Origin of the sequence: Actinomadura sp. NPDC023710 (assembly GCF_040639875.1) — a bacterium.
Classification (GTDB): domain Bacteria; phylum Actinomycetota; class Actinomycetes; order Streptosporangiales; family Streptosporangiaceae; genus Spirillospora; species Spirillospora citrea.
In genome coordinates this window covers 1-24,372 of record NZ_JBFAGB010000035.1, presented here as the reverse complement: position 1 = coordinate 24,372, position 24,372 = coordinate 1, and the positions used below count along the sequence as shown (strand labels likewise).

At 72.1% G+C, this 24,372-nt stretch carries 21 protein-coding genes; 12 read left to right on the top strand and 9 right to left on the bottom strand.

The annotated features are described in order from the left end of the window. Positions 1 to 213: 213 nt before the first annotated feature. Both AB0H37_RS32930 and AB0H37_RS32925 read left to right on the top strand, forming a co-directional pair. A complete protein-coding gene (locus AB0H37_RS32930) occupies positions 214 to 1,656 on the top strand; it encodes a hypothetical protein (protein ID WP_360616761.1) in 1,443 nt (480 codons plus the stop codon). Next, complete coding sequence (locus AB0H37_RS32925; RefSeq protein ID WP_360616760.1) at positions 1,653 to 2,795, top strand: hypothetical protein; 1,143 nt, start codon at positions 1,653 to 1,655, stop codon at positions 2,793 to 2,795. Before AB0H37_RS32930 ends, AB0H37_RS32925 begins: the two co-directional genes overlap by 4 nt. Here the strand turns inward: AB0H37_RS32925 and AB0H37_RS32920 are convergent. Continuing rightward, complete coding sequence (locus tag AB0H37_RS32920; protein ID WP_179834405.1) at positions 2,788 to 3,600, bottom strand: PIG-L family deacetylase; 813 nt, start codon at positions 3,598 to 3,600, stop codon at positions 2,788 to 2,790. The genes AB0H37_RS32925 and AB0H37_RS32920 overlap by 8 nt on opposite strands. Positions 3,601 to 3,657: 57 nt before the next feature. After that, on the bottom strand, positions 3,658 to 4,512 hold the full coding sequence (locus AB0H37_RS32915) for a class II glutamine amidotransferase (RefSeq protein WP_360616759.1): 855 nt from the start codon (positions 4,510 to 4,512) through the stop codon (positions 3,658 to 3,660). Between the two features lie 101 nt (positions 4,513 to 4,613). Between AB0H37_RS32915 and AB0H37_RS32910 the strand changes: the two genes are divergently transcribed. The 3 genes from AB0H37_RS32910 to AB0H37_RS32900 all read left to right on the top strand — a co-directional run bounded on the left by AB0H37_RS32910 (position 4,614) and on the right by AB0H37_RS32900 (position 7,061). After that, positions 4,614 to 5,114 (top strand): HAD domain-containing protein, encoded by a 501-nt coding sequence (locus AB0H37_RS32910; RefSeq protein ID WP_329091785.1) that lies wholly within the window; start codon positions 4,614 to 4,616, stop codon positions 5,112 to 5,114. Between the two features lie 91 nt (positions 5,115 to 5,205). Beyond that, positions 5,206 to 6,216: a methyltransferase gene (locus AB0H37_RS32905; protein ID WP_360616758.1), complete on the top strand. Its 1,011-nt coding sequence runs from the start codon at positions 5,206 to 5,208 to the stop codon at positions 6,214 to 6,216. 83 nt (positions 6,217 to 6,299) lie between these two features. After that, on the top strand, positions 6,300 to 7,061 hold the full coding sequence (locus tag AB0H37_RS32900; protein ID WP_329091781.1) for an SDR family oxidoreductase: 762 nt from the start codon (positions 6,300 to 6,302) through the stop codon (positions 7,059 to 7,061). A gap of 3 nt (positions 7,062 to 7,064) precedes the next feature. Here AB0H37_RS32900 and AB0H37_RS32895 read toward each other — a convergent pair whose 3' ends face one another. Both AB0H37_RS32895 and AB0H37_RS32890 read right to left on the bottom strand, forming a co-directional pair. After that, complete coding sequence (locus AB0H37_RS32895) at positions 7,065 to 7,703, bottom strand: CoA pyrophosphatase (protein ID WP_329091779.1); 639 nt, start codon at positions 7,701 to 7,703, stop codon at positions 7,065 to 7,067. Further along, positions 7,700 to 8,557, bottom strand: coding sequence for a helix-turn-helix domain-containing protein (locus AB0H37_RS32890; protein WP_329091777.1), 858 nt, complete (start codon positions 8,555 to 8,557; stop codon positions 7,700 to 7,702). The genes AB0H37_RS32895 and AB0H37_RS32890 overlap by 4 nt, the downstream gene beginning before the upstream one ends. A 115-nt stretch (positions 8,558 to 8,672) precedes the next feature. Here AB0H37_RS32890 and AB0H37_RS32885 point away from each other — a divergent pair, with 115 nt between their 5' ends. After that, entirely contained in the window at positions 8,673 to 9,233 is a 561-nt protein-coding gene (locus AB0H37_RS32885) for a TIGR03086 family metal-binding protein (RefSeq protein ID WP_329091775.1), read from the top strand. A gap of 45 nt (positions 9,234 to 9,278) precedes the next feature. Next, positions 9,279 to 10,679 carry a glutamate--tRNA ligase gene (gltX, locus tag AB0H37_RS32880; RefSeq protein WP_179834412.1) on the top strand — a complete coding sequence of 467 codons (1,401 nt, stop codon included), beginning with the start codon at positions 9,279 to 9,281 and terminating at the stop codon, positions 10,677 to 10,679. A 26-nt stretch (positions 10,680 to 10,705) separates the two neighbouring features. On the opposite strand, the gene AB0H37_RS32875 is transcribed toward gltX, so the two are convergent. Both AB0H37_RS32875 and AB0H37_RS32870 read right to left on the bottom strand, forming a co-directional pair. Next, positions 10,706 to 11,362: a response regulator gene (locus tag AB0H37_RS32875; protein ID WP_329091773.1), complete on the bottom strand. Its 657-nt coding sequence runs from the start codon at positions 11,360 to 11,362 to the stop codon at positions 10,706 to 10,708. Positions 11,363 to 11,432: 70 nt separating this feature from the next. Continuing rightward, positions 11,433 to 15,674, bottom strand: coding sequence for a HAMP domain-containing protein (locus AB0H37_RS32870; protein WP_329091771.1), 4,242 nt, complete (start codon positions 15,672 to 15,674; stop codon positions 11,433 to 11,435). Positions 15,675 to 16,001: 327 nt separating this feature from the next. Here AB0H37_RS32870 and AB0H37_RS32865 point away from each other — a divergent pair, with 327 nt between their 5' ends. The 3 genes from AB0H37_RS32865 to AB0H37_RS32855 are packed head-to-tail and all read left to right on the top strand — an operon-like array spanning position 16,002 to position 19,025. Beyond that, positions 16,002 to 18,242, top strand: a complete 2,241-nt coding sequence (locus tag AB0H37_RS32865) for a SpoIIE family protein phosphatase (protein WP_360616757.1) — start codon at positions 16,002 to 16,004, stop codon at positions 18,240 to 18,242. A 31-nt stretch (positions 18,243 to 18,273) separates the two neighbouring features. Then, on the top strand, positions 18,274 to 18,612 hold the full coding sequence (locus tag AB0H37_RS32860) for an STAS domain-containing protein (protein ID WP_089316547.1): 339 nt from the start codon (positions 18,274 to 18,276) through the stop codon (positions 18,610 to 18,612). A gap of 44 nt (positions 18,613 to 18,656) precedes the next feature. Next, entirely contained in the window at positions 18,657 to 19,025 is a 369-nt protein-coding gene (locus AB0H37_RS32855; RefSeq protein WP_218935119.1) for an ATP-binding protein, read from the top strand. Positions 19,026 to 19,123: 98 nt separating this feature from the next. On the opposite strand, the gene AB0H37_RS32850 is transcribed toward AB0H37_RS32855, so the two are convergent. Next, positions 19,124 to 20,473 carry a class II 3-deoxy-7-phosphoheptulonate synthase gene (locus tag AB0H37_RS32850; protein ID WP_360616756.1) on the bottom strand — a complete coding sequence of 450 codons (1,350 nt, stop codon included), beginning with the start codon at positions 20,471 to 20,473 and terminating at the stop codon, positions 19,124 to 19,126. 148 nt (positions 20,474 to 20,621) lie between these two features. After that, a complete protein-coding gene (locus tag AB0H37_RS32845) occupies positions 20,622 to 21,632 on the bottom strand; it encodes a sigma-70 family RNA polymerase sigma factor (RefSeq protein ID WP_329091767.1) in 1,011 nt (336 codons plus the stop codon). A 130-nt stretch (positions 21,633 to 21,762) separates the two neighbouring features. Between AB0H37_RS32845 and trxA the strand changes: the two genes are divergently transcribed. Continuing rightward, positions 21,763 to 22,116 (top strand): thioredoxin, encoded by a 354-nt coding sequence (gene trxA / locus AB0H37_RS32840; RefSeq protein ID WP_179834417.1) that lies wholly within the window; start codon positions 21,763 to 21,765, stop codon positions 22,114 to 22,116. 115 nt (positions 22,117 to 22,231) lie between these two features. Further along, complete coding sequence (locus tag AB0H37_RS32835) at positions 22,232 to 23,065, top strand: putative RNA methyltransferase (protein WP_360616755.1); 834 nt, start codon at positions 22,232 to 22,234, stop codon at positions 23,063 to 23,065. On the opposite strand, the gene AB0H37_RS32830 is transcribed toward AB0H37_RS32835, so the two are convergent. Continuing rightward, positions 22,983 to 23,762, bottom strand: coding sequence for a hypothetical protein (locus tag AB0H37_RS32830; protein ID WP_360616754.1), 780 nt, complete (start codon positions 23,760 to 23,762; stop codon positions 22,983 to 22,985). The genes AB0H37_RS32835 and AB0H37_RS32830 overlap by 83 nt on opposite strands. Positions 23,763 to 24,372: the final 610 nt, after the last annotated feature.

Here is a 24,372-nt window from a genome sequence, read left to right as displayed (position 1 = left end):
ATCGGACCGCTCCGACCCGGCTCCCGCGCCTGTCGCCGAACACGATGCTTCAGGCCCTCGTGATTAATGGAGGGCTTAGTGAAGAATGTGGTGCTACGGTGCGGAAGCCGGCCGCGGGACTTCGGTGCGACTTCCGGAACTTGCCTCTTAAGCGATGCTTCGCTGCTCGTGCCCCCATTCCCCGGCCGGCGCCTTTGACCGACCGGGGGAATGATGAGCGAGACGTTCGCCGACCTCGTCGCGTGCGAGGACGTGCTGATGTTCGTGAACGCGGCGATCACGTCCACCGGGCAGCGGGAATTCCACCACGGTTCGGGAGAGCAGCGGCTCAGCCTGGAGTTCCTGCACGAGTACATGCTGGAGAACTACCGTGACATGTACGCGGCGGTGCTCGCGCTGGACGTCAACGACCACAATGCGGCGATCATCATCCGCAATCTGCTGGTGCGCGCGGGCGACGTGGGGGTCGAGCCGCGGCGCGGCGAGGGGCGGCTGATCGCCCGGCGGCTGGAGACGCTGCCACCGCAGCGGGTGTACCGGCTGTTCCGCGACCTGCGGCGGCTCGGCGTGAACAACCGGCGGACGCGCGCCATCATCCGCGACTGGATGGCCGGGCGCCGCGACCCGGCGTTCGACTCAGTGAAGTACCGGACGGCGGTGAAGGACGCGGCGCGCCACGCGCATCTGCGGCTCCGCGGCGAGCAGCCGGCGTTCCTGTTCGCGCCGTCCGGCGTCAAGGCGTTCCAGACGCCCATCTACGAGCAGTGGCGGCGGGCGCACTACGAGCAGGCCGCGATCTACGAGCTTCCGTACACGGTCGCGGAGGGGTTCGCCGCCAAGCACAAGATCCCGCGCGAGGTCTTCCTGGAGCGGATCCAGCACCGGATGACGCGGCTGGAGCGGTTGCGCCTGCAGGAGAGCGCGCGGGAGGCGAAGGTCGAGGCCGTGCGGGCCGACCTGGGCGAGATGCCGCTGACGAGGCTCGCGTCGTACGTGCTGGCTCTGCCGCTGGACGATCGGGCCCGGCGGCGGGCCGAGCTGTCCCAGGCGCTGCGCACCGCCGCGCGGCGCGTGGCCGGGGCCGCGCGCGGCTCATGGGGGCGGGTCACGGCGGTGCTGGACGACAGCTACTCCTCGCTGGGCTCGGGGGAGAAGCGCAGGCGCCCGCTGGCGGTCGCGCTCGCCGCGCACTACCTGCTGGAGGCGCTCGCGAAGGAGTACACGCCGCTGTGGACGTCGGGACGCACCGACGAGCTGCTGGTGTATCCGTCCGGCCCGACGCCGCTCGGCCACCGGATCATCGACGCGCTGGAGACGGGACCCGAACGGCTCCTCATCGTCTCCGACGGCTGGGACAACGCGCCGCCGGGGCTGGCCGCGGACGTCCTGCGCGTCTGGCGGACGCGCCTGGACCCCGGGCACCGGCGCGCCCCGGGGCAGCGGGTCATGATCGTGCACCTGAACCCCGTGTACGACGCCGACGACTTCGACGTGCGGCGGCTCGCGCCGGGCGTACCGACCGCGGGCGTCCGGGACGCCGAGGACCTGCCGACGCTGGTCGAGCTGGCCCGGTTCGCCGAGGGGCGGGTCGGCCTGCCGAAGCTGCGGGCGCACCTGTCCGACCGGACGGCCCGCTTCCTCGGGGAGCGCGCATGACGATCACGCTGGACGGGCTGGAGACCAGGCCCGCGCAGGTGTGGGGCTCGGTCAGGCTCGTCCCCCTCGTCCGGGACGAGGCCGTGCCCCACCTGCGGCTGCACCGGAAGGTGTTCGAGGAGCCGGTGACGGTCGTGGACGTGGGCGACGCCGCCTACGTCTCGTTCGTCCCCCATGCCTTCGTCGCGACGTGGAGCGACGGCGACCAGACGCAGGCGGCCTCGTACGGGACGCGTCTCCTGGAGCGCGACACGCGAGCCGCCCCGCCGCGCATGCCCGTGCGGTTCACGCGGCGGATGGCCAGGAAGGCGGGCAGGGACCGGCTCCGCTTCCTTCCGCTGCACCTGGCCGTCGAGGGCTATCTGGCGCTGCACTTCGGCGGCCCGGAGATCGCGTGGGAGGAGTGGTCGCGCAGGGCGGTCGCGCACGGGCTGTCGCCGCGCTGCGAGGAGACCTACCTCGGTCGGCGGGTGCGCGGGCTGGAGGACGCGCTGCGGATCTTCGAGATCCATCCCGGGCAGTGCGGCGTCCTGGTGTACGTGGCCGACGCCCTGGCCAGCGCGTTCGTCGTGCCGCACCCCGACGACTACCGGGCGCTGCACCCGACGCTGGTCGAGGACCTCTTCGGCGAGCTGATCTACATGTACGGCCTGCTGGGCGCGCCCGCCGGCGACCTCTCCGCGCCGATCGACCCCGCCGGTATCAGGACGCTGGGCGACCTGCGCGTCGCGGCGGAGATGCGCGAGGCGGAGTGGGCCGCCTTCCACGACGAGGTCATGGCCGGGCGGCTCTTCGACGAGGACGGGTCGCGCCGGGCGGTGCAGTCGCTGCGCGGGTTCGAGCTGACCCGGTTCCTGCCCTCGTTCGCGCTGGGCAGGGAGAACCACATCGGGGAGATCATCACCGGCGGGGGCGGCGAGGTCGCCTACCTCAAGACGTTCCGCCTCTCGGAGGCGCAGGTCAGGCGCGGGTACCTGCTCAGGCGGCTGGCCGAGCACGACTGGCGGCTGAGCGCCACCGCCGCCGCCCTCGGCGCCGACAGCGCGGGCCTGGCGCTGCGCCTCGAACGGGCCGGGTTCGGCCACCTGCTGCGGCAGGACGTCCTCGACCACTTCCGGGCGCAGCGCCGCGCTACCTGAGGCCCGCGAACAGGTCGTCCTCCCGGCTCGGCGCCTCGACCCGGCTGAAGTGGCGGATGAACGCCTCCGAGGAGAACGCCGCCTTCTGCATCTCCTCCGGCAGCTTCAGCAGGAAGATGTTCTCGCCCTGGCTGGCGTGCGCCAGCAGCGCGTCGCGCTTGGCCTCGAAATGGGCGGCGACGTCGAGCGCGCTGGTGATCAGCTCGTCGGGGGTACCGAAGTCCTCGGGCGGTTCGAAGCCGAGGTCCATGCCCGCGGCCCGGGCGGCCTCGAACATCTGCTTGATACCTGACCTCGGAATGGCCGTGTAGTAGAGCTTGTCGGGAATGCCGGTCTGCTCGGCGGCGGCGAGCGCGATCCGGTGGGCCTGGATGTGGTCGGGGTGCCCGTAGCCGCCGTTCTCGTCGTAGGTGACGACCACCTGCGGCCGGTAGCGCTCCATCAGCGCCGCGAGCCGCCCGGCGGACTCCTCGATCTGGATGTTCGCGAACGCCGCCGGGTCGTCATTGGTGGACCAGCCGTCCATCCCGGAGTCGCGGTAACCGAGCAGCTCCAGGTGGCCGATGTCGAGAAGCGAGGCGGACTCGCGGAGCTCGGCGAGGCGGCGCCGCGCCACCCCCTCGGCGTCGTGCCCGGGCTCGCCGGGCTTCACACCGCCGGAGTCGTCGCCCTGCTCGCCGTTGGTGCAGGTGACCAGGACCGTTCGGACGCCCTCGGCCGCGCTGCGGGCGAGCAGGCCGCCGGTTCCCAGCACTTCGTCGTCGGGGTGGGCGTGGACGGCCATCAATGTGAGCTCATGCGTCATCGGGTGACTCCTCAGCAGGTTCGGCCGTCCACTCTATGTCCCGGGTGTGACAGTCGATCATGCCTGCGAGATGGACTCGGCCCCCGAAAGATCGGCGGCCGTCAGTGGGTGCGCGGGCGCGTCGAAGGGGAACACCGAGGACGCCTCCAGACCGTCCAGCACGAGCAGCTCGCCGGGGTCGAGGAGCCGCCAGCCGGGATCGTCGTCCAGGCGCTCGCTGGCGAGGACGCACGCCGGCGTCGACACCCGGTGCCTGACCACCTTCACCCGGCCCTCCTCGCGGCCCGCGCCGAGGTGGCATTCCGCGCCCTGCTCGGTCAGCTGCGGGGTGGACACCCACAGCTCGTGGGTGCCCGGGTAGCGCAGCGCCCACAGCCGCCCCGACTCGGCCAGCAGGATGTTCAACGCGAAGATCGGCAACTCGGCGGCGATACGCCGGACGGCCGCGATCAGCCCGGCGGCCGTGTCGCCCTGCCGCCGGATCTGCGCCGTGATGTAGGCGAACACGAGCTCCGAGTCGGTCTGCCCCTGGACCGGCACCCGGTCCACGTCCGTGAGCCAGGAGTCGAGGACGTCGACGCCCCGCACCACCCCGTTGTGGGCGAACAGCCGGTCGTCCATGACGAAGGGGTGGGAGTTGTGGACGTCGGGAGCGCCGGTCGAGGCGTAACGGATGTGGGAGACGAAGGTGTGCGACACCACGTACCGTGCCTCGGAGTTGAAGTCGGCGTCCTGGAACGCGGCGACGGGGGCGCGGTCGCGGACGGGCTCCCCGCCGAGCGAGAACCAGCCGAGGCCCGTCCCGTCGGGCATGCGGCGGCTCTGGGCGCGCAGGCTGTCGGGAGCGTCCAGCAGCCAGAAGGTGGCGCGGACGCGGGGTCCTCCCGTGGTCATCCCGAACAGGCGGCACATGCGCGGACGATGCCCGCCTGGCGGCGACCTAAGACTGCACACGGTAATGGGCGCGGCAAATCGCCTTCGACGGACGGCCTCGGATGTCGTACGGTCCGTGTATGGGGTCGCCGGTGGTTCTGCTGGACGTTGACGGAGTGCTCAACCCGTTCGAGCGGCCGCACCGCGGCTTCCAGCGGCACGAATGCTCCCCGAACGGGATGACGTACAAGCTGTGGCTCTATCCCGGGCACGGCGCGGCGCTGCTCGACCTGGCCGAGTCCACGGGCGCCGAACTGGCCTGGGCGAGCTACTGGTGCGACAGCGCCAACGAGTGGATCGCTCCCCGCATCGGGCTTCCGGAGCTGCCGTTCGTGCCGATCCCGCGGTTCCCCGGCATCACGGAGGGCCGCACGCTGGGCGCGTGGAAGGCCCGGCACGTGGCGGCGTGGGCGGAGGGCAGGCCGTTCGTCTGGTTCGAGGACGAGCCGGACGCCACCGCGTGCCTCGCGGGGGAGCCGGACATCGCCGACCACCTGCTCGTGGAGATCGACCCGCTGACCGGCCTGACCGACGACCATCTCGAGGCCGCCGCGGCCTGGCTGCGCGCTCGCTCCGTCTGAGCGCGGGCCCGGCGGCCCGAGGTTCCATTCGTCCAAGACGCCCCTTCCGGGGGCCTCCTAGCGTCGGGGAGGACAAGGAAGGGAGCCGACCATGCCGAGATCACCACTGATGGACCTGGCCTTCGGGTTCATGCCGGCGCAGATGATTCACGTGGCCACCGAGATCGGGGTGGCGGACGCCTTCACCGATGACAGGCCGAGATCGAGCACCGAACTGGCGGAGGCGACCGGCGCCCACGCACCGTCCCTCCACCGGCTGCTGCGCGGCCTCACCGGCCTCGGCGTCGTGGCGCAGAAGGAGCCGGACCTGTTCGCGCTGACCGCGGAGGGGCGGCGGCTGCGCGCGGACGCCCCCGACTCGATCCGCTCGCTGATCAGGCTTTTCTGCGGGCCGCAGGTGTGGCGGACCTGGGGCGATATGGCCGAGACGGTCCGCACGGGCGAGTACGCGTGGGAACGGGTGACCGGCAGCACGCCGTTCGAGTACTTCGCCTCGGACGCCGAGCTGTCGGAGACGTTCAACCGGGCGATGGCCGAGCACACCCGCGACGTCGCGCCCGCGGTCATCGAGGCGCACGACTTCGGCCGCTACGGGACGGTCGCCGACCTCGGCGGCGGGGACGGCACACTGCTCGCCGCGATCCTGCGGGCCGACCCCGGGCTGCGCGGGGTCCTGTTCGACCTGCCGACGGGACTGGCCGACGCCTCCCGCACCCTGTCCGACGTGGCCGACCGCGCCGAGGTCGTGCCGGGCGACTTCTTCGAAGCCGTTCCCGTGGGCGCAGACGCCTACGTGCTCAAGAGCGTCATCCATGATTGGGACGACCGGAGGGCCGCCGCGATCCTGCGGAACTGCCGGGCCGCGATGGGCCCGGACGACCGGGTGCTCCTCCTGGAGCAGGTCATGCCGGAGATGGTCACACCGGGGTCGGGGGGCATCGTCAACAACGACCTCAACATGCTCGTGGCGACCGGCGGGCGGGAACGCACCGAGTCGGAGTTCCGGGAGCTGCTGGGCAGCGCGGGGCTCACGGCCGTCTCACTGACCGGGCCGCTCCGTGAGACCGCGTACCACGTGATCGAGGCGGGAATCGCGGACTAGCTTTTGTCAGGGGCCGCTTACGGCGGGGGCGCGCGGCCGTGCAGGATGGGACCGCCGCAAGCAGCCCGACGAAGGAGTGTCGCGTGAGTTCTCTCGACGGCCGGACGGCCCTGGTCACCGGAGGAAGCCGGGGGATCGGCCGGGCCATCGCCCTGGCGCTGGCCGCGGACGGAGCCAGGGTCGCCGTCGCCTACCGGCGCGACGACGAGGCCGCGCGCAAGACGGTCGCCGACATCGAGGCCGCCGGGGCGCGGGGCCGTGCGTTCCGCGCCTCGGTCGACGACCTCGACCAGTGCCGTTCCCTGGCCGCGCAGGTGGAGGCGGAGCTGGGGGAGCTGGACATCCTCGTGCACAGCGCCGGGATCGCCAGCCGCGGCAACAGCGTCGCCGACACCGATCCGGCCGAGCTGGAGCGGGTCATGCGCGTGCACGCGTTCGGCCCGCACCACCTCAGCCAGGCGCTGATCCCGCTGATGCGGCGCGCCGAGCGCAGCGACCTGGTCTTCGTGTCGAGCGTCGCCACGGACATGATGCCGGCGTTCGGCGGCCCCTACGCGATGGGCAAGGCGGCGATGGAGGCGCTCGCCCAGGTGATCGCCAAGGAGGAGCGCGGCAACGGCATGCACGTCAACGTCGTCGCGCCCGGCCTGGTGGACACCGAGATGGGGCGCCGGCTGGTCCGTGCCACGGCCGGCATCGAGGACATCCGGCAGCAGGACGCCGCGTCCCCCTACGGGCACGTGTGCACGCCCGAGGAGGTCGCCGACGTGGTCCGGTTCCTCGTCTCGGACGCGGCGTCCTACGTGACCGGGCAGCGCGTCGTCGTGGACGGCGGGACGTTCTGACGCTCAGTGGCGCGTCCAGTCGGGCTGGGCGAAGTCGGCGACCCTGGCGGACCGGCCCAGCAGCACCACCTCGCGGAACTGCCACAGCATCGCGCCGGTCGGAGCGTGGACGCGCCACTCGGGACCGAGCCACATCTGCAGGAGGCGCCCTCCGCCCGGCTGCGGGACCCACACCGGGGTGTCGTCGGCGGCGAGTCTGCGCAGGCTCGTGTGGTGGACGGAGTGGACCTCGTCCGGGCTCGGCGCGAGGGGGCCCGGGTCGTCCAGCACCACCACGACGGGCGTGATCGCGAAGCCCGAGGTGGCGGGGAAGTCGTCGAGCCTGCCGAGGACGTCGGCGGGACCCGCGGTCAGGCCGATCTCCTCGTGCAGCTCGCGCAGCGCCGCCTGCTCGGGGGACTCGCCGTCCTCCATGCCGCCGCCCGGCAGCCCCCACTGGCCCGCGTTCCGGCCCCGGTAGGCGCGCTTGATGACGATCAACGAGGGAACGCCGTCGTGCTCGACCGCGCACAGCACGACCCCGGCACGGCGCAGGCCGGGCGCGTCAGGGACGGTCGTGTGCTCGAACGAGCCGAGCCGTCCGGCGGCCAGCGCCCGGAACGCGGCGAGGTCGTCGAAGGGGCCGGAGGAGGGGGCGCTCATCCGTCGATCCTGCCAGGTCCCGCCTCCGCGTCCTGTTCCGCCTCCCGCGCGTAGCGCCCGGGCGAGGTCCCCACGGCGGCGGTGAAGTCGCGGGTGAAGTGCGCCTGGTCGGCATAGCCGAGCTCGGCCGCCAGCTGCGCCCAGTCGACCCCCGTTCCGGACGCCGCCCGCTCGGCGGCCTCCTGCATGCGGAACCGCCGGATCACCCACTTCGGGCCGATGCCCACGTACTCGTGGAACAGGCGTTGCAGGCTGCGCGCGCTCAGCCCGACGTCCGCGGCCAGCTCGTCGACGCGCACCAGGCCCGGCCACGACGCGATCCGCTCGACGACCGCGGCCGCCTTGACCGCGGACGGGTCGGGTTCGGGGTCCCGGCCGGTCAGGAACGCCGCGAGCCGCCCGATCGCCTCGTGCGCGTCGGCGGTCGCGAAGACCTCCCCGGCGAGCGTCAGGCCCTCGTCGCCGAAGACCTCGTCCACTCCCGGGAACCGGCCGGTCAGCGCGGACACGGGCGCGTCCATGAACGGCCTGAACCCGCCCGGCTGGAAGGCGGCCCCCACCACGCGCCCCTCGCCGTGGATCTCCTCGACGAAGTCGTCCCGCACGACGCCCGCGATCCGGGCCCGCGTCGTCCCGGTGGTCAGGTAGCTGGTGAACGTCATGTGGACCGACGGGCGCGTGAGGACCCGCTGGCGGTGCGGCGGCCGTCCCCGCAGGTCCCAGCGCAGCACCCAGAAGTTCGCGACGAACGGGGCGAGGACGGCGGGCGGTTCCAGCCGCTCGATCCGGAACCGTTCCAGCCCCGTACGCGCATGCAGGATGCCCCGCGTCCCGCCGGGTAGGGATCGCTCCACCGGCTCAGGCTAATCGGTGTCGCGTTTGTTCAAGACCGGCCCCGCGGGCCCGTTCTAGCGTGCAGGTGTGTTCGAACGGATGAGCGAGGAAACGATTATGGATGTCCGGAGCCAGATGACACCCGCGGCGGAGGCAGCGGCGCGGATCGTCCTGGAGGCTCCCGAGGAGAAGATGGACGCGCCCACGCCGTGCCCGGACTGGGACGTCCGGGCCCTGGTCAATCATCTGATCTTCTGGAGCGCGCGGGGCGAGAGCGCCGCGCGCAGGGTGCCGCCCGCGGGGCCGGGGGAGGACCACGACTTCACCGCAGAGCCCGGCTGGGCCGAGCGCTTCGCGGAACAGGCCCGCCGGACCGCCGAGGCATGGCAGGACCCGGCCGCCTGGGAGGGGAGGACCAGCCTCACCGCGAACAAGGAGGGCATGCCCGCCGGATTCATCGCCGGGATCGTGCTCGGCGAGTGCGTCCTGCACGGCTGGGACCTCGCCGTCGCCACCGGCGGCGAGCCCGCCTTCCCGGACCCGGTGCTCCGGGCCGCCTGGGAGCAGGTCGTCTCCACGGCCGAGATCAGCCGACAGTACGGCGTGCTCGGTCCCGAGGTCGCCGTGCCCGAGGACGCGCCGCTGCTCGACCGCCTCCTCGGGGCGTCCGGCCGCGATCCCCGCTGGAAGCCCTGAACAAACCCGGCGCGAGCGGGGCCCCGTGCGCCCTACGCTGGGGGCATGTCTTCGACCTCTTCGATCCGCGTACGTTTCGCCCCGTCACCGACCGGCATGTTCCATGTCGGCGGCGCCCGCTCGGCGCTGTTCAACTGGGCGATGGCCGCACAGTCGGGCGGGACGCTCGTGCTGCGGATCGAGGACACCGACGCCTCGCGCAACAGCCCCGAATGGACCGAGGGCATCATCCGCGCCCTGGCGTGGCTCGGGATGGACGGCGGGCAGTACGAGGGCCCCTACTTCCAGTCCGCCAACGCCGACAAGCACGCCGAGGCCGTCCACACGCTGAAGGACGCAGGCCGCGCCTACTACTGCGACTGCTCCCGCGAGGCCGTGGTGGCCCGGACCGGCGACCAGCACAAGGGCTACGACGGCTTCTGCCGCGACCGCGGCCTGGAGAAGGGCCCCGGGCGCGCCCTCCGCTTCCGCACCCCGGACGAGGGACAGACCACCGTCGTCGACCTGCTGCGCGGCAAGCCCGTCTTCGAGAACGCCGTCCTGGAGGACTTCGTCATCGCCCGCGCCGACGGGTCGGTCACGTTCCTCCTGGCCAACGCGGTCGACGACATGAGCCAGGGCATCACCCACGTGGTGCGCGGCGAGGAGCACCTGTCCAACGCGCCCAAGCAGCAGCTGCTGTGGGAGGCGCTCGGCGCGGAGCCGCCGGTGTGGGCGCACGTGCCCGTCATCGTCAACGAGAAGCGGCAGAAGCTGTCCAAGCGCCGCGACAAGGTCGCCCTGGAGGACTACCGCGCCGAGGGCTACCTCGCCGAGGCCATGCGCAACTACCTGATGCTCCTCGGCTGGGCGCCGTCCGACGACCGCGAGATCGTCCCCTGGGACGTGATGGTCGAGGAGTTCCGCATCGAGGACGTCAACACCTCGCCCGCGTTCTTCGACGTCAAGAAGCTTCGCGCGATCAACGGCGAGTACCTCCGGGCCCTGCCCCCCGAGAAGTTCATCGCCGAGTGCCTGCCGTTCCTGCAGGAGGCGCCCTTCGACGTCGACGTCGCGGTGTTCGCCGAGCTGGCGCCGCTCGCGCAGACCCGCGTCGCGCTGCTGTCGGAGATCGTCCAAATGATCGACTTCGCGTTCCTGGACGAGCCGCCGTCCGACGAACCGTCCTGGAACAAGGCGATGAAGGAGCCCGCCGCCGCGATCCTCACCGCCGCCGAGGCCGCCTACCGGGACGCGCCGTGGAACGCCGCCGAACTGAAGGACCGACTGGAGCGGGTCGGCGCCGAGCACGGGCTCAAGCTCGGCAAGACCCAGGCGCCCGTCCGCGTCGCCGTCACCGGCCGCACGGTGGGGCTGCCGCTGTTCGAGTCGCTGGAGATCCTGGGCCGCGACCGCACCCTCGCCCGCATCGCCGCCGCCCGCGCCCGGCTGGAGGCCGGCGCCTAGCCGCCCGCCCGGGCGCCGCGAAGCGGTCAGTCCGGGGCGGGCGCCTGCCCGTCGAGCGCCTCGCGCAGGAGCAGGATCCTGCGGCCGAGCTCCTCGTACTCGTCGCGCAGCGTGCCCGGCACATGCTTGCCGAGCACCTCCGCCTGCTCCTCCACCGAGGCCAGGCGGTCGCCCGCGGAACGGTCGCCGGGCGCCTCCTGCGGCGCCTCCGCGGGCCGCGCCTTCAGCAGGGCCGTCTGCTCCCTCAGCAGGGCCGCCTGCTCGCGCAGGAGCGCCGTCTGGTCGCGGAGCTGCTTGTTCTTGTTGTGCAGCTCCACGAACACCGAGACCTTGGCCCGCAGCACCCACGGGTCGAACGGCTTGGAGATGAAGTCGACCGCGCCCGCCGCGTAGCCGCGGAAGGCGTAGTCGGGGTCGCTGTTCACCGCCGTGAGGAAGATGATCGGCAGGTCGCGGGTCTTCTTGCGGCGCTTGATGTCGCGGGCCGTCTCGAACCCGTCCATGCCCGGCATGACGACGTCCAGCAGGATGACCGCGTACTCCTCGGTGAGCAGCGCCTTCAGCGCGTCCTCACCGGACCGCGCCCGGACCAGGTCCTGATCGAGCGAGCTGAGGATGGCCTCCAGCGCGATCAGGTTCTCCTCGCGGTCGTCCACGAGCAGGATCTTGGCCTTGTCGTCCACGCGCGTCTCTCCGATCCCGGTCCCCGCCAGCGCCGCACCCCACGGCGACCCTACTGTCCGGCTCCTCTCCTCAGCGGACGATGGAGGGCTGCAGCCAGTTCCTCATGACATCAAGGAGATGGTCCACGTCCACGGGCTTCGGCACATAGTCCGACGCGCCCGAGGCAAGGCTCTTCTCCCGGTCCTCCTTCATCACCTTGGCCGTGATGACGATGATCGGCAACTCGGCGAACTGCGGCATCTCCCTGATCGCGGCCGTGGTGGCGTAGCCGTCCAGGCCCGGCATCATGATGTCCATCAGCACGACCGCCACGTCGGGGTTGTGGTGCAGGACGTCGATCCCGGCCTGCCCGTCCTCGGCGTAGAGGACCTCCATGCCGTAGCCCTCCAGGACGCTGGTGAGCGCGAACACGTTCCGCACGTCGTCGTCGACGATCAGGACCTTGCGGCCCGACAGGACCGTGTCGAGGAAGTCCGTGGGCGGCTCCCGCAGCATCCCGTTCAGCGCCTGGTCGGACTTGCCGGGGCGCTCCCCGCCGAGCCGGCGCTGCTCCACCGGCAGCGCGCCCTCCGCGGCGGCCCCGCCGACGCCGCGGTTCCCGTGCGGGGCACCGGAGACCACCCCGGGGGCCGTCTCCGCGCCCGCGACGACCGCGTCGTCCGGCAGCGTCGAGCGGCGCCGGTCGTCGCGATCGCTGTACTGGGCGGGCAGGTAGAGCGTGAACACACTGCCGCGGCCCGGCTGGCTCTCGGCGTGGATCTCCCCGCCCAGCAGGCGCGCGATGTTCCGGCTGATCGACAGGCCGAGCCCGGTGCCGCCGTAGCGGCGGCTCGTGGTCCCGTCGGCCTGCTGGAACGGCTCGAAGATCTCCTGGAGCTTGTCGGCGCTCACCCCGATCCCGGTGTCGATCACCCGGAACGCGATCACGTCGGGGGTGTTCCACAGCGCGGGCAGCGTGAAGTCGATGTCGCCGGCCCGCTCGATCAGCAGCCGCACCTCGCCCTCGGCGGTGAACTTCACCGCGTTCGACAGCAGGTTCCGCAGCACCTGCTGCAGCCGCTGCTCGTCGGTGTTGAACGTGGCCGGGACGTCCGGCGCGACCTCCACCCCGAACTGCAGGCCCTTGTCGACCGACAGCGGGCGGAACGTGGCGTCCACGTAGTCGACCAGCGCCGACACCGAGAGCCGCTGCGGATGCGCCTCCATCTTCCCGGCCTCGACCTTCGCCAGGTCCAGGATGTCGTTGATCAGCTCCAGCAGGTCGGTGCCGGACTCGTGGATCGTCCGGGCGAACTCCACCTGCTTGTCGGTGAGGTTGCCGTCCTGGTTCTCCGACAGCAGCTTGGCCAGCACCAGCAGGCTGTTCAGCGGGGTGCGCAGCTCGTGCGACATGTTCGCCAGGAACTCCGACTTGTACCGCGAGGAGATCGCCAGCTGCTCGGCGCGCTCCTCCAGCGTCCGCCTGGCCTGCTCGATCTGGAAGTTCTGGATCTCGATCGCGCGGTTCTGCTGGGCCAGCAGCGCCGCCTTCTCCTCCAGCTCGGTGTTGGAGTGCCGCAGCTCGCCCTGCTGGCGCTGCAGCTCGTCCGAGCGCTCCTGCAGCTCCTGCGCGAGCCGCTGCGACTCGCCGAGCAGCGCCTCGGTGCGGGTGTTGGCCCGGATCGCGTTGAGCGTGACCCCGATCGTCTCGATCAACTGGCTGAAGAACGCCAGGTGGACGTCGGTGAACCGGCCGAACGAGGCGAGCTCGATCGCGCCGAGCACCTCGTCCTCGAACACGATCGGCAGCACGATGATGTTGACCGGGGACGCCTCGCCGAGACCCGACCCGATCTTGACGTAGTCGGCCGGGGCGTCGGCGATCAGCAGCGCACGGCGCTCCTGCGCCGCCTGCCCGACGAGGCCCTCGCCCAGCCCGAACCGGACGGGCCCCCCGCGGTGCCGCCGCGTCCCGTACCCGGCGATCAGCGCGAGGTCGGGCTCCTCGCCCGCGATCTCGGCCAGGTAGAACGCGCCGTACTGGGCGCTGGCGGTCGGCGTCAGCTCACGCATGATCAGGTCGGCGACCTGCTGGAGGTCGCGGTGACCCTGCATGAGCCCGCCGATCCGCGCCAGGTTGGTCTTGAGCCAGTCCTGCTCCTCGTTGGCGCGGGTCGTCTCGCGCAGCGTCGCGACCATCAGGTTCACGTTGTCGCTCAGCTCTGCGACCTCGCCGCGCGCCTCCACGGTGATCGTCCGGGTCAGGTCGCCGGTGGCGACCGCGCTCGCGACCTCCCCGATCGCGCGGACCTGGGTGGTCAGGTTGCCGGCCAGCTCGTTGACGCTCTCGGTGAGCCGCTTCCAGGTGCCCGAGACGCCCTCGACCTCGGCCTGGCCGCCGAGACGGCCCTCGATGCCGACCTCCCGCGCCACGCGGGTGACCTCGGACGCGAACGACGACAGCGTGTCCACCATCGTGTTCAGCGTGGTCTTCAGCTCCAGGATCTCGCCCTGGGCGTCCACGTCGATGCGCCGCGTCAGATCGCCGTGCGCGACCGCGGTCGCGACCTGCGCGATGTTGCGGACCTGGTAGGTCAGGTTGGACGCCATCCCGTTGACGTTGTCGGTCAGGTCCTTCCACATGCCGCCCGCGCCGGGCACCCGGGCCTGGCCGCCGAGCCGTCCCTCGGTGCCGACCTCGCGGGCGACGCGGCTGACCTCGTCGGCGAACGCCGACAGCGTGTCGACCATGGTGTTGAGCGTGGTCTTGAGCTGCAGGATCTCGCCCTGCGCGTCGACCTCGATCTTGCGGGTCAGGTCGCCCTGCGCCACCGCCGTGGTGACCTGCGCGATCCCGCGCACCTGGTTGGTGAGGTTGTTCGCCATCGAGTTGACGTTGTCGGTCAGGTCGAGCCAGACCCCGCCCGCGCCGGGCACGATCGCCTGGCCGCCGAGCCGCCCCTCGGTGCCGACCTCCCGCGCCACGCGGGTGACCTCGGACGCGAACGCCGACAGGGTGTCGACCATCGCGTTCACGGTGTCCTTGAGCTCCAGGATCTCGCCCTGCGCGTCGACCGTGATCTTCTTGCCGAGGTCGCCCTCGGCGACGGCCGTGGTGACCTGCGCGATGTTGCGCACCTGGTAGGTCAGGTTGGACGCCATGCCGTTGACGTTGTTGGTCAGGTCCTTCCACACGCCGCTCACGCCGGGCACCCGGGCCTGGCCGCCGAGCCGCCCCTCGGTGCCGACCTCCCGGGCGACCCGGGTGACCTCGTCGGCGAACGCCGACAGCGTGTCGACCATCGTGTTGACGGTGTTCTTGAGCTGCAGGATCTCGCCCTGCGCGTCGACCGTGATCTTCTTGCCGAGGTCGCCCTCGGCGACGGCGGTGGTGACCTGCGCGATGTTGCGGACCTGGTAGGTCAGGTTGTTCGCCATCGCGTTGACGTTGTCGGTCAGGTTCTTCCAGACGCCGCTGACGCCCGGCACGTTCGCCTGGCCGCCCAGCTGACCCTCCGTGCCGACCTCGCGGGCCACGCGGGTGACCTCGCCGGCGAACGCCGACAGCTGGTCGACCATCGTGTTCACGGTGAGCTTCAGCTCCTGCAGCTCCCCGGTCGCCTCCACCGTGACCTTGCGGGTCAGGTCGCCGCGGGCCACCGCCGTGGTGACCTCCGCGATGTCGCGGACCTGTGAGGTCAGCCGCGACGCCATCACGTTCACCGACGCGGTCACGTCCCGCCAGCGGCCGGTCATGCCGCGCGCCGGCGCCTGCCCGCCGAGCCGCCCCTCGGTGCCGACCTCGCGGGCGAACTGGGTGACCTCCCAGGTGAACTGGTCGAGCAGCTCGACCATGCCGTTGACCGACTTGGCCATGCGCAGCAGCTCCCCGCGCATCGGCCTGCCGCGTACCCGCAGCTCCACCCGCTGGCTCAGGTCCCCGGCGGCCACCGCCTCCACCACCTGGCTCATCCCGGTGGCGAGGTCGGTGAGCTTGTCGATGATCGCGTTGGCGTCCTCCACCGCGCCCGCCCAGGTGCCCCGCAGCGTCCCCGGCGTCAGGCGTCCCCGCAGCTGCCCCTCCCGGCCGATCTCCCTCCGGACACGGCTCAGGCCCGAGGCCAGCTCCATGCCGTTCTCCCGGATCTCCTCCAGGACGGCCGCGGCCTCCGCCACGGCGCCCTCGCCCGGCACGTCCAGCTCCGACCTCGCCTTGCCGTCCCGCACGGCGACCAGCGCCTTCAGGAGCGGTTCGAGGTCCGCGTCGCTGTAACGCGGGGTGGTGTCGCGGTACCCGCCGCTCGGGCGGGCACGTGACGCGGTACGCGGCATGCTCTTCATCCTCCTGGCCCGCGATTCGTCGGTTATCCGGATACCACGGACTCCTGGCTGCTCTGGGGGCCTCATCGGCCGCATCTGTACTCTACGTCGCCGCGCGGCGCCGGACTTTCCTCCGCGAGCTTCCGGCGTTCGGGCGGGTTCGGCCGCGCGTCCGCCCTCGTAGCCTTCGTGTTACGGTCTGTCGTGTTGTGGCGGGGTCGTGAAGGCCCAGGCCGGACGCATTCCCGGGCGGGTTCGCGGCTCTCGGTGCCGGGCGGCCGACCAGTCTGTCACGATAGCCAGGCCCGGGTAGAGAACGCTTCGAACGAGGGACGACAGTTGGATCGGCAGACGGCGACGGCCACCTTCCCGTCCGCCGCGGCGGCGGTGGCGGACGCGCGCCGATTCGTCCGCAAGGTGCTGGCCGACTGGGGCATGGACGAGGTGGCCGACGACGCCGTCCTCGCGACGAGCGAGCTCGCCACCAACGCGATCGCCTACGCCGGGACCTCGTTCGAGGTCTCCTGCCGCCTGGCGGGCGGCGACGTCGAGATCGAGGTCCGCGACCGCCACCCCACCCGGGGCATCGAGATGCCGGGCGTCACCGCCTCGAGCGGGCGCGGGCTCCCGTCGATCGCCCGCCTCGCCGAATCCTGGGGCGTCTCCTACGACCGCCGCACCAAGGGCGTCTGGTTCCGGCTGCCCCGGCCCGGCGCCACCGGCGCCGCGACGCCGGCCGACGGCGCGGCCGCCGAGGGCGCCTTCACCGCCGACACCGCCGCGCGGGACGAGTACGCCGTCCGCGAGCGCGGCGCCCGCGACGCGGCCGAGCCGGTGAGCGAGGGCGCCGCCGGTCAGGCCCGGGAGGACCGGCTGGCCGGCGGCGCGAGCGAGATGCCCGTGGCCGGCGACCGGCTCCTGCGCTCCCCGGCGGCCGTGGAGGCCATGGAGGACGGCGTCGTCACCGCCCGGGAGGTCCTCGGCGCCGAGGGCGCCGCCGTCCTGCTGACCGAGCGCGACGGGCGGCTGATCATGGGATCGGCCGCCGGGACGGCCGCCGAGATGCCGCTCGGCGAGCTTTCGGTCGCCTCCCTCACCCCCGACGCCCGCGCCGGCTCCGCCTGGGTCGCCGCGGACGCCTCCGACCCGACCGCTGCGGCGCTGCGGGCCTCCTCGCTGGCCGCCGCGCCGCTGGAGTCCCAGGGCCGCCTGACAGGCCTCATCGTGGCCGTCTCGTCCCTGCCCGGCCGCTTCGACGACTCCGACGGCGCCCGGCTCGGCCGGCTCGCCGACGAGATGTCGCTCTCCCTGGAGAAGGCCAGGGTGGGCGAGTTGGAACGATCCTGGCGCGGCTGGCTCAGCTTCGTCGCCGAGGCCAGCGACCTGCTCGCCGGCACCCTCGACCAGGAGCGCACGATGGCGCTGGTCGCCCAGCTCGTCGTGCCGCGCCTGGCCACCTGGTGCGCCGTCTACACCGTCACCGAGGCCGAGCCCGACCGGCTCGCCTACGTGTGGCACGCCGACGAGGACCGCTCCGACGGCCTGCGCGAGCTGCTCGAACACGCGGGCGCGGCCCCGCCCACCGACGCCTCCGGGACCTGGAACGGGCTCGCCACCGCGGCCGAGGAGGTCCGGGTCGCCGTCGGCGACACCGCGACCGACCAGGTCTACGCCTTCCCGCTGATCGCCCGCGGCCGGCGCATCGGCACCATCGTGATCGGCCGTCCGGCCGGCGACCGCTTCCCGCGCAGCGCGATCGAGCTGGCCGAGGAGCTGAGCCGCCGCGCCGCCCTCGCCGTCGACAACGCGCGCCTGTTCTCCGCCCAGACCGCCATGAGCAGCGCCCTGCAGCGCAGCCTGCTGCCGCCCGGCATCCCCGAGATCCCCGGCCTGGAGGTGGCGGTGGTCTACGAGCCCGCCGGGGAGGGCAGCGAGGTCGGCGGCGACTTCTACGACGTCTTCGAGAGCGGCCGCCTGCCCGGGGGCCCGGCCCCCGCGTCCCGCTGGCGGTTCGCCATCGGCGACGTGTGCGGCACCGGTCCCGAGGCCGCCGCCGTCACCGGCCTGGCCCGGCACGCGCTGCGCATCCTCGCCGCCGAGGACCTGTCCGTCCCGGCCGTTCTCGCCCGCCTCAACCGGCTCATCCTCGGCGAGGGCGAGCGCGGGCGGCTGCTCACCCTGCTGCACGGCGAGATCGCGGCCCGCCGGCGCCGCGACGGCGTGACGATCAAGCTGACGAGCGCGGGGCACCCGCCCCCGCTGGTGCTCGACCCGGAGGGCGGCGTTCGCGAGGCCGCCTCGCCCCAGCCGCTGCTGGGCGTCTTCGACGGTGTGGAGTTCCACATCGATACCGTGGAGCTGCGCCGCGGAGAGGTCCTGCTCTGCGTGACCGACGGCGTCACCGAGCGGCGCTCCGGCAACCGGCTCCTCGGCGACGGGCACGGACTGGAGCGGATTCTCGCCGACTGCACCGGACTGAGCGCCGGCGCTGTGGCGGCACGCATCCAGCGCGCGGTCCGCGACTTCGGCCCGGAGCCGTCGAACGACGACGTTGCCCTCATCGTTCTGCGGGCGTCATGATGGAGACCAACAATCGGTAAGGTGGGGTGGCGTGGGGCTTGCCTTGCACACGACACGACAGGACGGCCGTGCGACGATCGCCGCGCGCGGCTCGATAGACCTGCACTCCTCCGACGAGCTGCGCGCTCGGCTGACCGAGCTCGTGGACGCGGGCGAGCGGTCGGTCGTCGTCGACCTCGCGGCGGTCGACTTCTGTGACTCCTCCGGCCTGAACGTCCTCGTCCGCGCGTACAAGCACGCGCGTGCGCAGAACGCCACGCTCACCGTCACCGGGGCCTACGGCCGCGTCGAGAACGTGCTGCGCACGACCGGCCTCGACCGCTTCCTGATCGAGGGCCCGGCGGAGGAGGCATCGGCCGATGGGCGGTGAAGGGAAACGATGAAGAACGGCGAGCGGGCGGAGTGACCGACCCGATGACCGAGACCACGCTGCGCGCGGCACCCCAGACCGAGGCGGTCGAGTACGCGAGGCGACTCGCGGCCCGCACCATGCGCACCTGGGCGCTCATGGACCGTGAGGAGCTCGTCACCGCCATCGTGGCCGAGCTCGTCGCCAACGCCGTCCGGCACGCCGGGACGGCCCTGGAGCTGCGGCTGCTGCGCGGCGGCGGCCGGGTCCGCGTCGAGGTCCGCGACCGCGCGGCCCAGCTGCCCCGGCTGACCGTCCCCGGCCCCCTGGACGAGTCGCACCGCGGCCTGTTCATCGTCGACCGCTTCGCCGACTCCTGGGGCGCCGACCCGGTGACCGGCGGCAAGGTCGTCTGGGCCGAGGTCGACATCTGAGACGCGTCCCGTCTGGAACGCGCCTCCCGCGCGTGGTCCGACCGGCAGCGCGCCCACCGCACGTGGCGGGTGGGCGCGCACCGGTCAGGTCGGGCTGATCAGACGGACTTGCGGTACAGCTCCGCGACCATGAAGGCCAGGTCCAGCGACTGGCCCCGGTTGAGCCGCGGGTCGCAGGCCGTCTCGTAGCGCTGGTGCAGGTCGGCTTCGGCGAGCCCCTGGCCGCCGCCGACGCACTCGGTCACGTCGTCTCCGGTGAACTCGATGTGGATGCCGCCCGGGTGCGTGCCTAGGGCCCGGTGGACCTCGAAGAACCCGGCCACCTCGTCCAGCACGTCGTCCAGCCGCCGGGTCTTGTGCCCGCTCGGCGCCTCGAACGTGTTGCCGTGCATGGGGTCGCAGATCCACGCGACCGGGGCCCCGCTCTGGTGCACCTTCTCGATCAGCGGCGGCAGCGTGTCGCGGATGCGGTCGGCGCCCATGCGGGTGATGAAGGTGAGCCGGCCGGGCTCGCGCGCGGGGTTCAGCCGCTCCATCAGGGCCAGCGCGTCGTCGGCCGAGGTCGTGGGGCCGAGCTTCACCCCGATCGGGTTGCGGATGTGGCGCAGGAACTCGACGTGCGCGCCGTCCAGCTGCCGGGTCCGCTCACCGATCCACAGGAAGTGCGCGGAGACGTCGTAGGGCAGGCCGCTCAGGTGGTCGATGCGCGTCAGCGCGCGCTCGTACTCCAGCAGCAGCGCCTCGTGGCTGGAGTAGAACTCCACCCCGTGGAACTCGTCCGGGTTCGCCCCGCACGCCTTCATGAACGTCAGCGCCCGGTCGATCTCGCCCGCCAGCTGCTCGTAGCGGCGGCCGGCCGGGCTCTGCGCGACGAAGTCCTGGTTCCAGGCGTGCACCTGGCGCAGATCGGCGTAGCCGCCCTTGGTGAACGCCCGGCACAGGTTCAGCGTCACCGCCGAGCAGTGGTAGGCCTTGAGCAGGCGGTGAGGGTCGTTGCGCCGCGAGGCGGCGTCGAAGGCGAACCCGTTCACCGCGTCGCCCCGGTAGGCGGCCAGCTCCACGCCGCCGCGGGCCTCCACGGGCTTGGAGCGCGGCTTGGCGTACTGGCCCGCCATCCGGCCGATCTTCACGACGGGGACGCTCGCCGCGTAGGTGAGGACGACCGCCATCTGCAGCAGCGTCTTCAGCTTGTTCTTCACCGCGTCGGCGTTCGACCCTTCGAACGTCTCGGCGCAGTCGCCGCCCTGCAGGACGAACGCCTCACCGCGGGCGACGTCCGCGAGCTGCGCCTTCAACTGGTCGCATTCGCCGGCGAAGACGAGCGGTGGCTGGGCCGCCAGCTCGGCGGTCACGTCGCCCACCTCGTCCGGGTCGTCCCAGTCGGGCTGCTGGAGAGCGGGGAGGGCGCGCCACGCGTCGAGGTCCCCGATGACGGTGGAAGTACTCACCCTGAAAGGCTATGGCACGGCCCGCCCTGCGTGAACGGAAAGTCCCGCGCGGCGGGGCCTCGCGGGGCCCGAAAGCGTACGGGCGGCCCCGTTTCCGGGGCCGCCCGGTCGCCGTCCAAGCGGCGGGACCGCCGCGTCAGGCGCCCGCTCAGGCCGCCCGGGTCCCGGCGGTGGCCGGTTCCGGCGCGGTCCCGTTTCCGGGCCCGCCGACGAGCGCCCGGCGGCCGCTCAGGTCGGTCTCGCCGGCCAGCTGCCGCAGCCGCCGCAGCGAACGGTCGGTGATCTGCCGGACCCGGTTGTGGCTCAGCCCGTACCGGGCGCCGATCTGCGCGTACGACAGCGGTTGCCCGCTGTCCATCCCGAACCGGGCCCGCAGGATCGCGGACTCGCGCTCGGGAAGCCGGTTCAGCAGCCGCCCGAGACCCTCGATGTCGTCCAGCGCGAGGATCTCCGCCTCCGGCGTGACGGCGTCCGGGTCCTCCAGCAGGTCGCCCATGGGCGTCTCGCCGGCGTCGTCGACGGTCGCGTCCAGGCTCGCCGGATCCCGCCGCCAGCGCAGCAGCTCGTCGACGTGCTCGGCGTCGGCGCCGAGGGCGCCCGCGAGCTCCTCCCGGAGAGGTTCCCTGCCGAGCTCGCGGCTGAGCTGGCGCTCCGCACGCCGCAGCCGCGACAACTCCTCCTCGACGTGGACCGGGAGGCGGATCGTGCGGGCGGTATGGCTCAGCCCGCGGCCGATCGCCTGCCGGATCCACCAGGTGGCGTAGGTGGAGAACTTGAAGCCGCGGCGGTAGTCGAACTTCTCCACCGCGCGCATCAGCCCCAGGTTCCCCTCCTGGATGAGGTCGATAAGGGGCAACGAGTCGGTCGGGTACTTCCGGGCGATCGAGACGACCAGCCGCAGATTGGCCTCGACGAAGCGCTGCTTCGCGCGCAGCCCCGCCGCGGCCAGCTCCGCCAGCTCCTCGCGGGACGCCCCCTCGGGCACCTTCCCCTCGTCGAGCAGCTGTTCGGCGTACAGTCCCCCTTCGATCGCCTTGGCCAGATCGACCTCCTCCTGCGCGTCGAGCAGGGGAGTACGGCCGATCCGGTCGAGGTACGCCCCGACAAGATCCTTGTCGGGGACTTCGACCCTGTCGCCCTTGGTACGGGTTCCAGCCATCCTGACCCTTCTCCGGTGCGATCTCCCTAGGAGGACAACGCCAATTACCGCTCTGTGATTCCCGGGTGGGGAATACTGCGAGGCCGTAAGCCGCTCTACGTCGTGATACCCCGACTGAGGAGAAACCGACATGGCGACGGTCACACTGACCGCTGAGAACTTCGACGAGCTGGCTCAGGGCGACGGCATCGTGCTGGTCGACTTCTGGGCGGAGTGGTGCGGGCCGTGCAAGAGGTTCGCCCCCGTGTTCGAGCGGTCGGCGGACAAGCACGAGGACATCGTCTTCGGCAAGGTGGACACCGACGCCGAGGCCGAGCTGTCGGAGCGGTTCGGCATCAGGTCCATCCCGACGCTGATGGCGATCCGCGACGGGATGATCGTGTTCGCCGAGCCGGGCGCGCTGCCCGAGTCGGTGCTGGAGAACGTGATCGAGCAGGTCCGCGGCCTCGACATGGAGGACGTCCGCCGGCGCGCGAAGGCCTGACCTGCCGCCTGCCAGGTTGCGCGGACGAGGCGCCCGGCGGGCGCCGGGGAGGCGAGAGGGCAAAGAAGCGGACGGCGCCGCCCCTTCCCCCGCCGGCATGGTCGATGATGGACGGATGCTCGCCGATGTCGTCCGATACCTGGTGTGCCCCGTGTGCGGAGCCGACCTCGAACTGGCCGACCGCCGCCTGGTCTGCTCTGGGGGGCATGCTTTCGACATCGCGCGACAGGGGTACGCGAATCTTCTGCCGGGCAATGCCCGTCCGGGCACGGCCGACACACCGGAGATGGTCCGCGCGAGAGACGAGTTCCTGACGGCCGGCCACTTCGTGGCTCTCGCGGACCGGCTCGCCTGGAACGTTTCTCGTGCCGACCCCGCCTTCGTCATGGACGCGGGCGCCGGAACCGGGCACTACCTCAGCCGCATCCTCGACCGAGTGCCGGACGCCGCCGGCCTCGCCCTGGACATCTCCAAGCACGCCGCCCGGCGCGCCGCGAAGGCGCATCCGCGCTGCGGCGCCGTGGTCGCGGACCTCTGGCGCCCGTTCCCGCTGCGCGACGGCGCGGCCGACACCGTCGTCAACGTGTTCGCCCCGCGCAACGCGACCGAGTTCCACCGTGTACTGCGAGACGACGGTCTGCTGTTCACGGTGACTCCGTCGCCCCGGCACCTCGGGACGCTCGTGGAGCCCCTCGGCCTGCTCTCGATCGACAAGGCCAAGACCGAGCGCATGGACACCGCGCTCTCCGGCTACTTCAAGCTGGACTCGCGCCAGGAGCTCGAAACCGAGACCGTCCTGACGCACGGCGAGGTGATCACACTCGTCGGCATGGGGCCGAGCGCGCACCACGTTCCGCCGGAGCGTCTCAGGGAACGGCTGGAAAGGCTGCCCGAGCCGCTGTCCGCGCCGCTGTCGTTCGTCCTGTCCACGTACCGGCGGCTGGAATAGGCGCGTCCCCGGCCTGCGTGATCTCCAGCAGCACCTGGGGGGTCTCGCCTGGCTCCGTCACCTCTTCGACGCCCGGCACGGCAACCGTCTCGTAGAGGAACGACGCGGCGAGCGAGCGGGCCGAGGCGCACAGCAGGAGACGCTGGAGAGCCTGGCCCGCGCGAAGCCATTCGGCAGGGGAGTCCCCTCGCGTGGTCAGCACCGCCTGCTGCCCCGCCGAGTGAGCCGCCTGGGGGAGCCGACGAAGCGTCGCTCCTTCCAGCCTCGCCTCCCCGGCCAGCTCGTCGACCACGGGTGAAGGAGGACAGGCGCCCGCGGGCGGTGGACCGGCGCGGAAGGGCCGGAGCGTCGCAGCGTAGAGAAGCCGCTCCTCGCGGGTGATGCGGTGCCGTCCGGCCAGGCGCACCGACGCGAGGACGGATGGACGTCCGGGATCGGGGAGCAGCCGCACGACGGCCTCGTGACCGAGTTGCGCGGCCGCCAGGCGCAGGTTCACCAAAGCGGCGCCGCTGCTGAGATGGAGGCCGCGCCCCGCCGGGTCGTGCCTCGGCCGATACCTGTCCGGGTCCGCGTGCACCTCGATCAGGCCGGAGACGACCTTGAACCGCCAGGCGTGCACGTCATGGACCGTGGGCCCCATCGTCGCGGCGACCACGAGACGCTCCGCCGAAGCGCGGACGGCGGCGGGCACATTCACGGCGTTCCTCCAGACCTCGGGTGACAACCGACCCCTGGGAGCCCACCGCCCGCCCCGTGAGACGGTCCACCGCGGGGGGAGAGTGGTCAGGGCACGGTACCCCACTGTGACCCGAAGCACGTAGTGCGTGAAATGCGAGGTCAGCGCGCCTGAAGGTGTGCACGGGTGACAAGTGGCGGCGGGTATGCGGGCCCGCGATTTGACGGTCCCGGCGGGGCGTCTTAATGTCTTCCTCGCCCCAAGGGGACGCGGACGCCGAGAGGCGGCCAGCCCTGGGGAAGCAAGCCGCTGAAACTGGTTCGAGCATCGCTCGGACCGATGTAGGATGGCTTTACAGCCTTCAACGGGATGCAGGACGCCGCAAGGTGGCCGGCCCGCAGGGCGCCTCCCACGGAACGATCTTTCTGAGTCTTCGACTTGGTCGTGTCGTCGCGTGGGGGACTGGATCACCTTCGACTCGTCAAAAAGATCTTCGCAGATCGGCTTGACACCGGAGATGGATCTGGTAAGTTAGCAGGGTTGCCCCGGAGCCGGGGACCGCGGGAGCGGGGTCCGGCGCGGTGGGTGTCCGTTTCTTGAGAACTCAACAGCGTGTTAAAAGCCAGTGCCT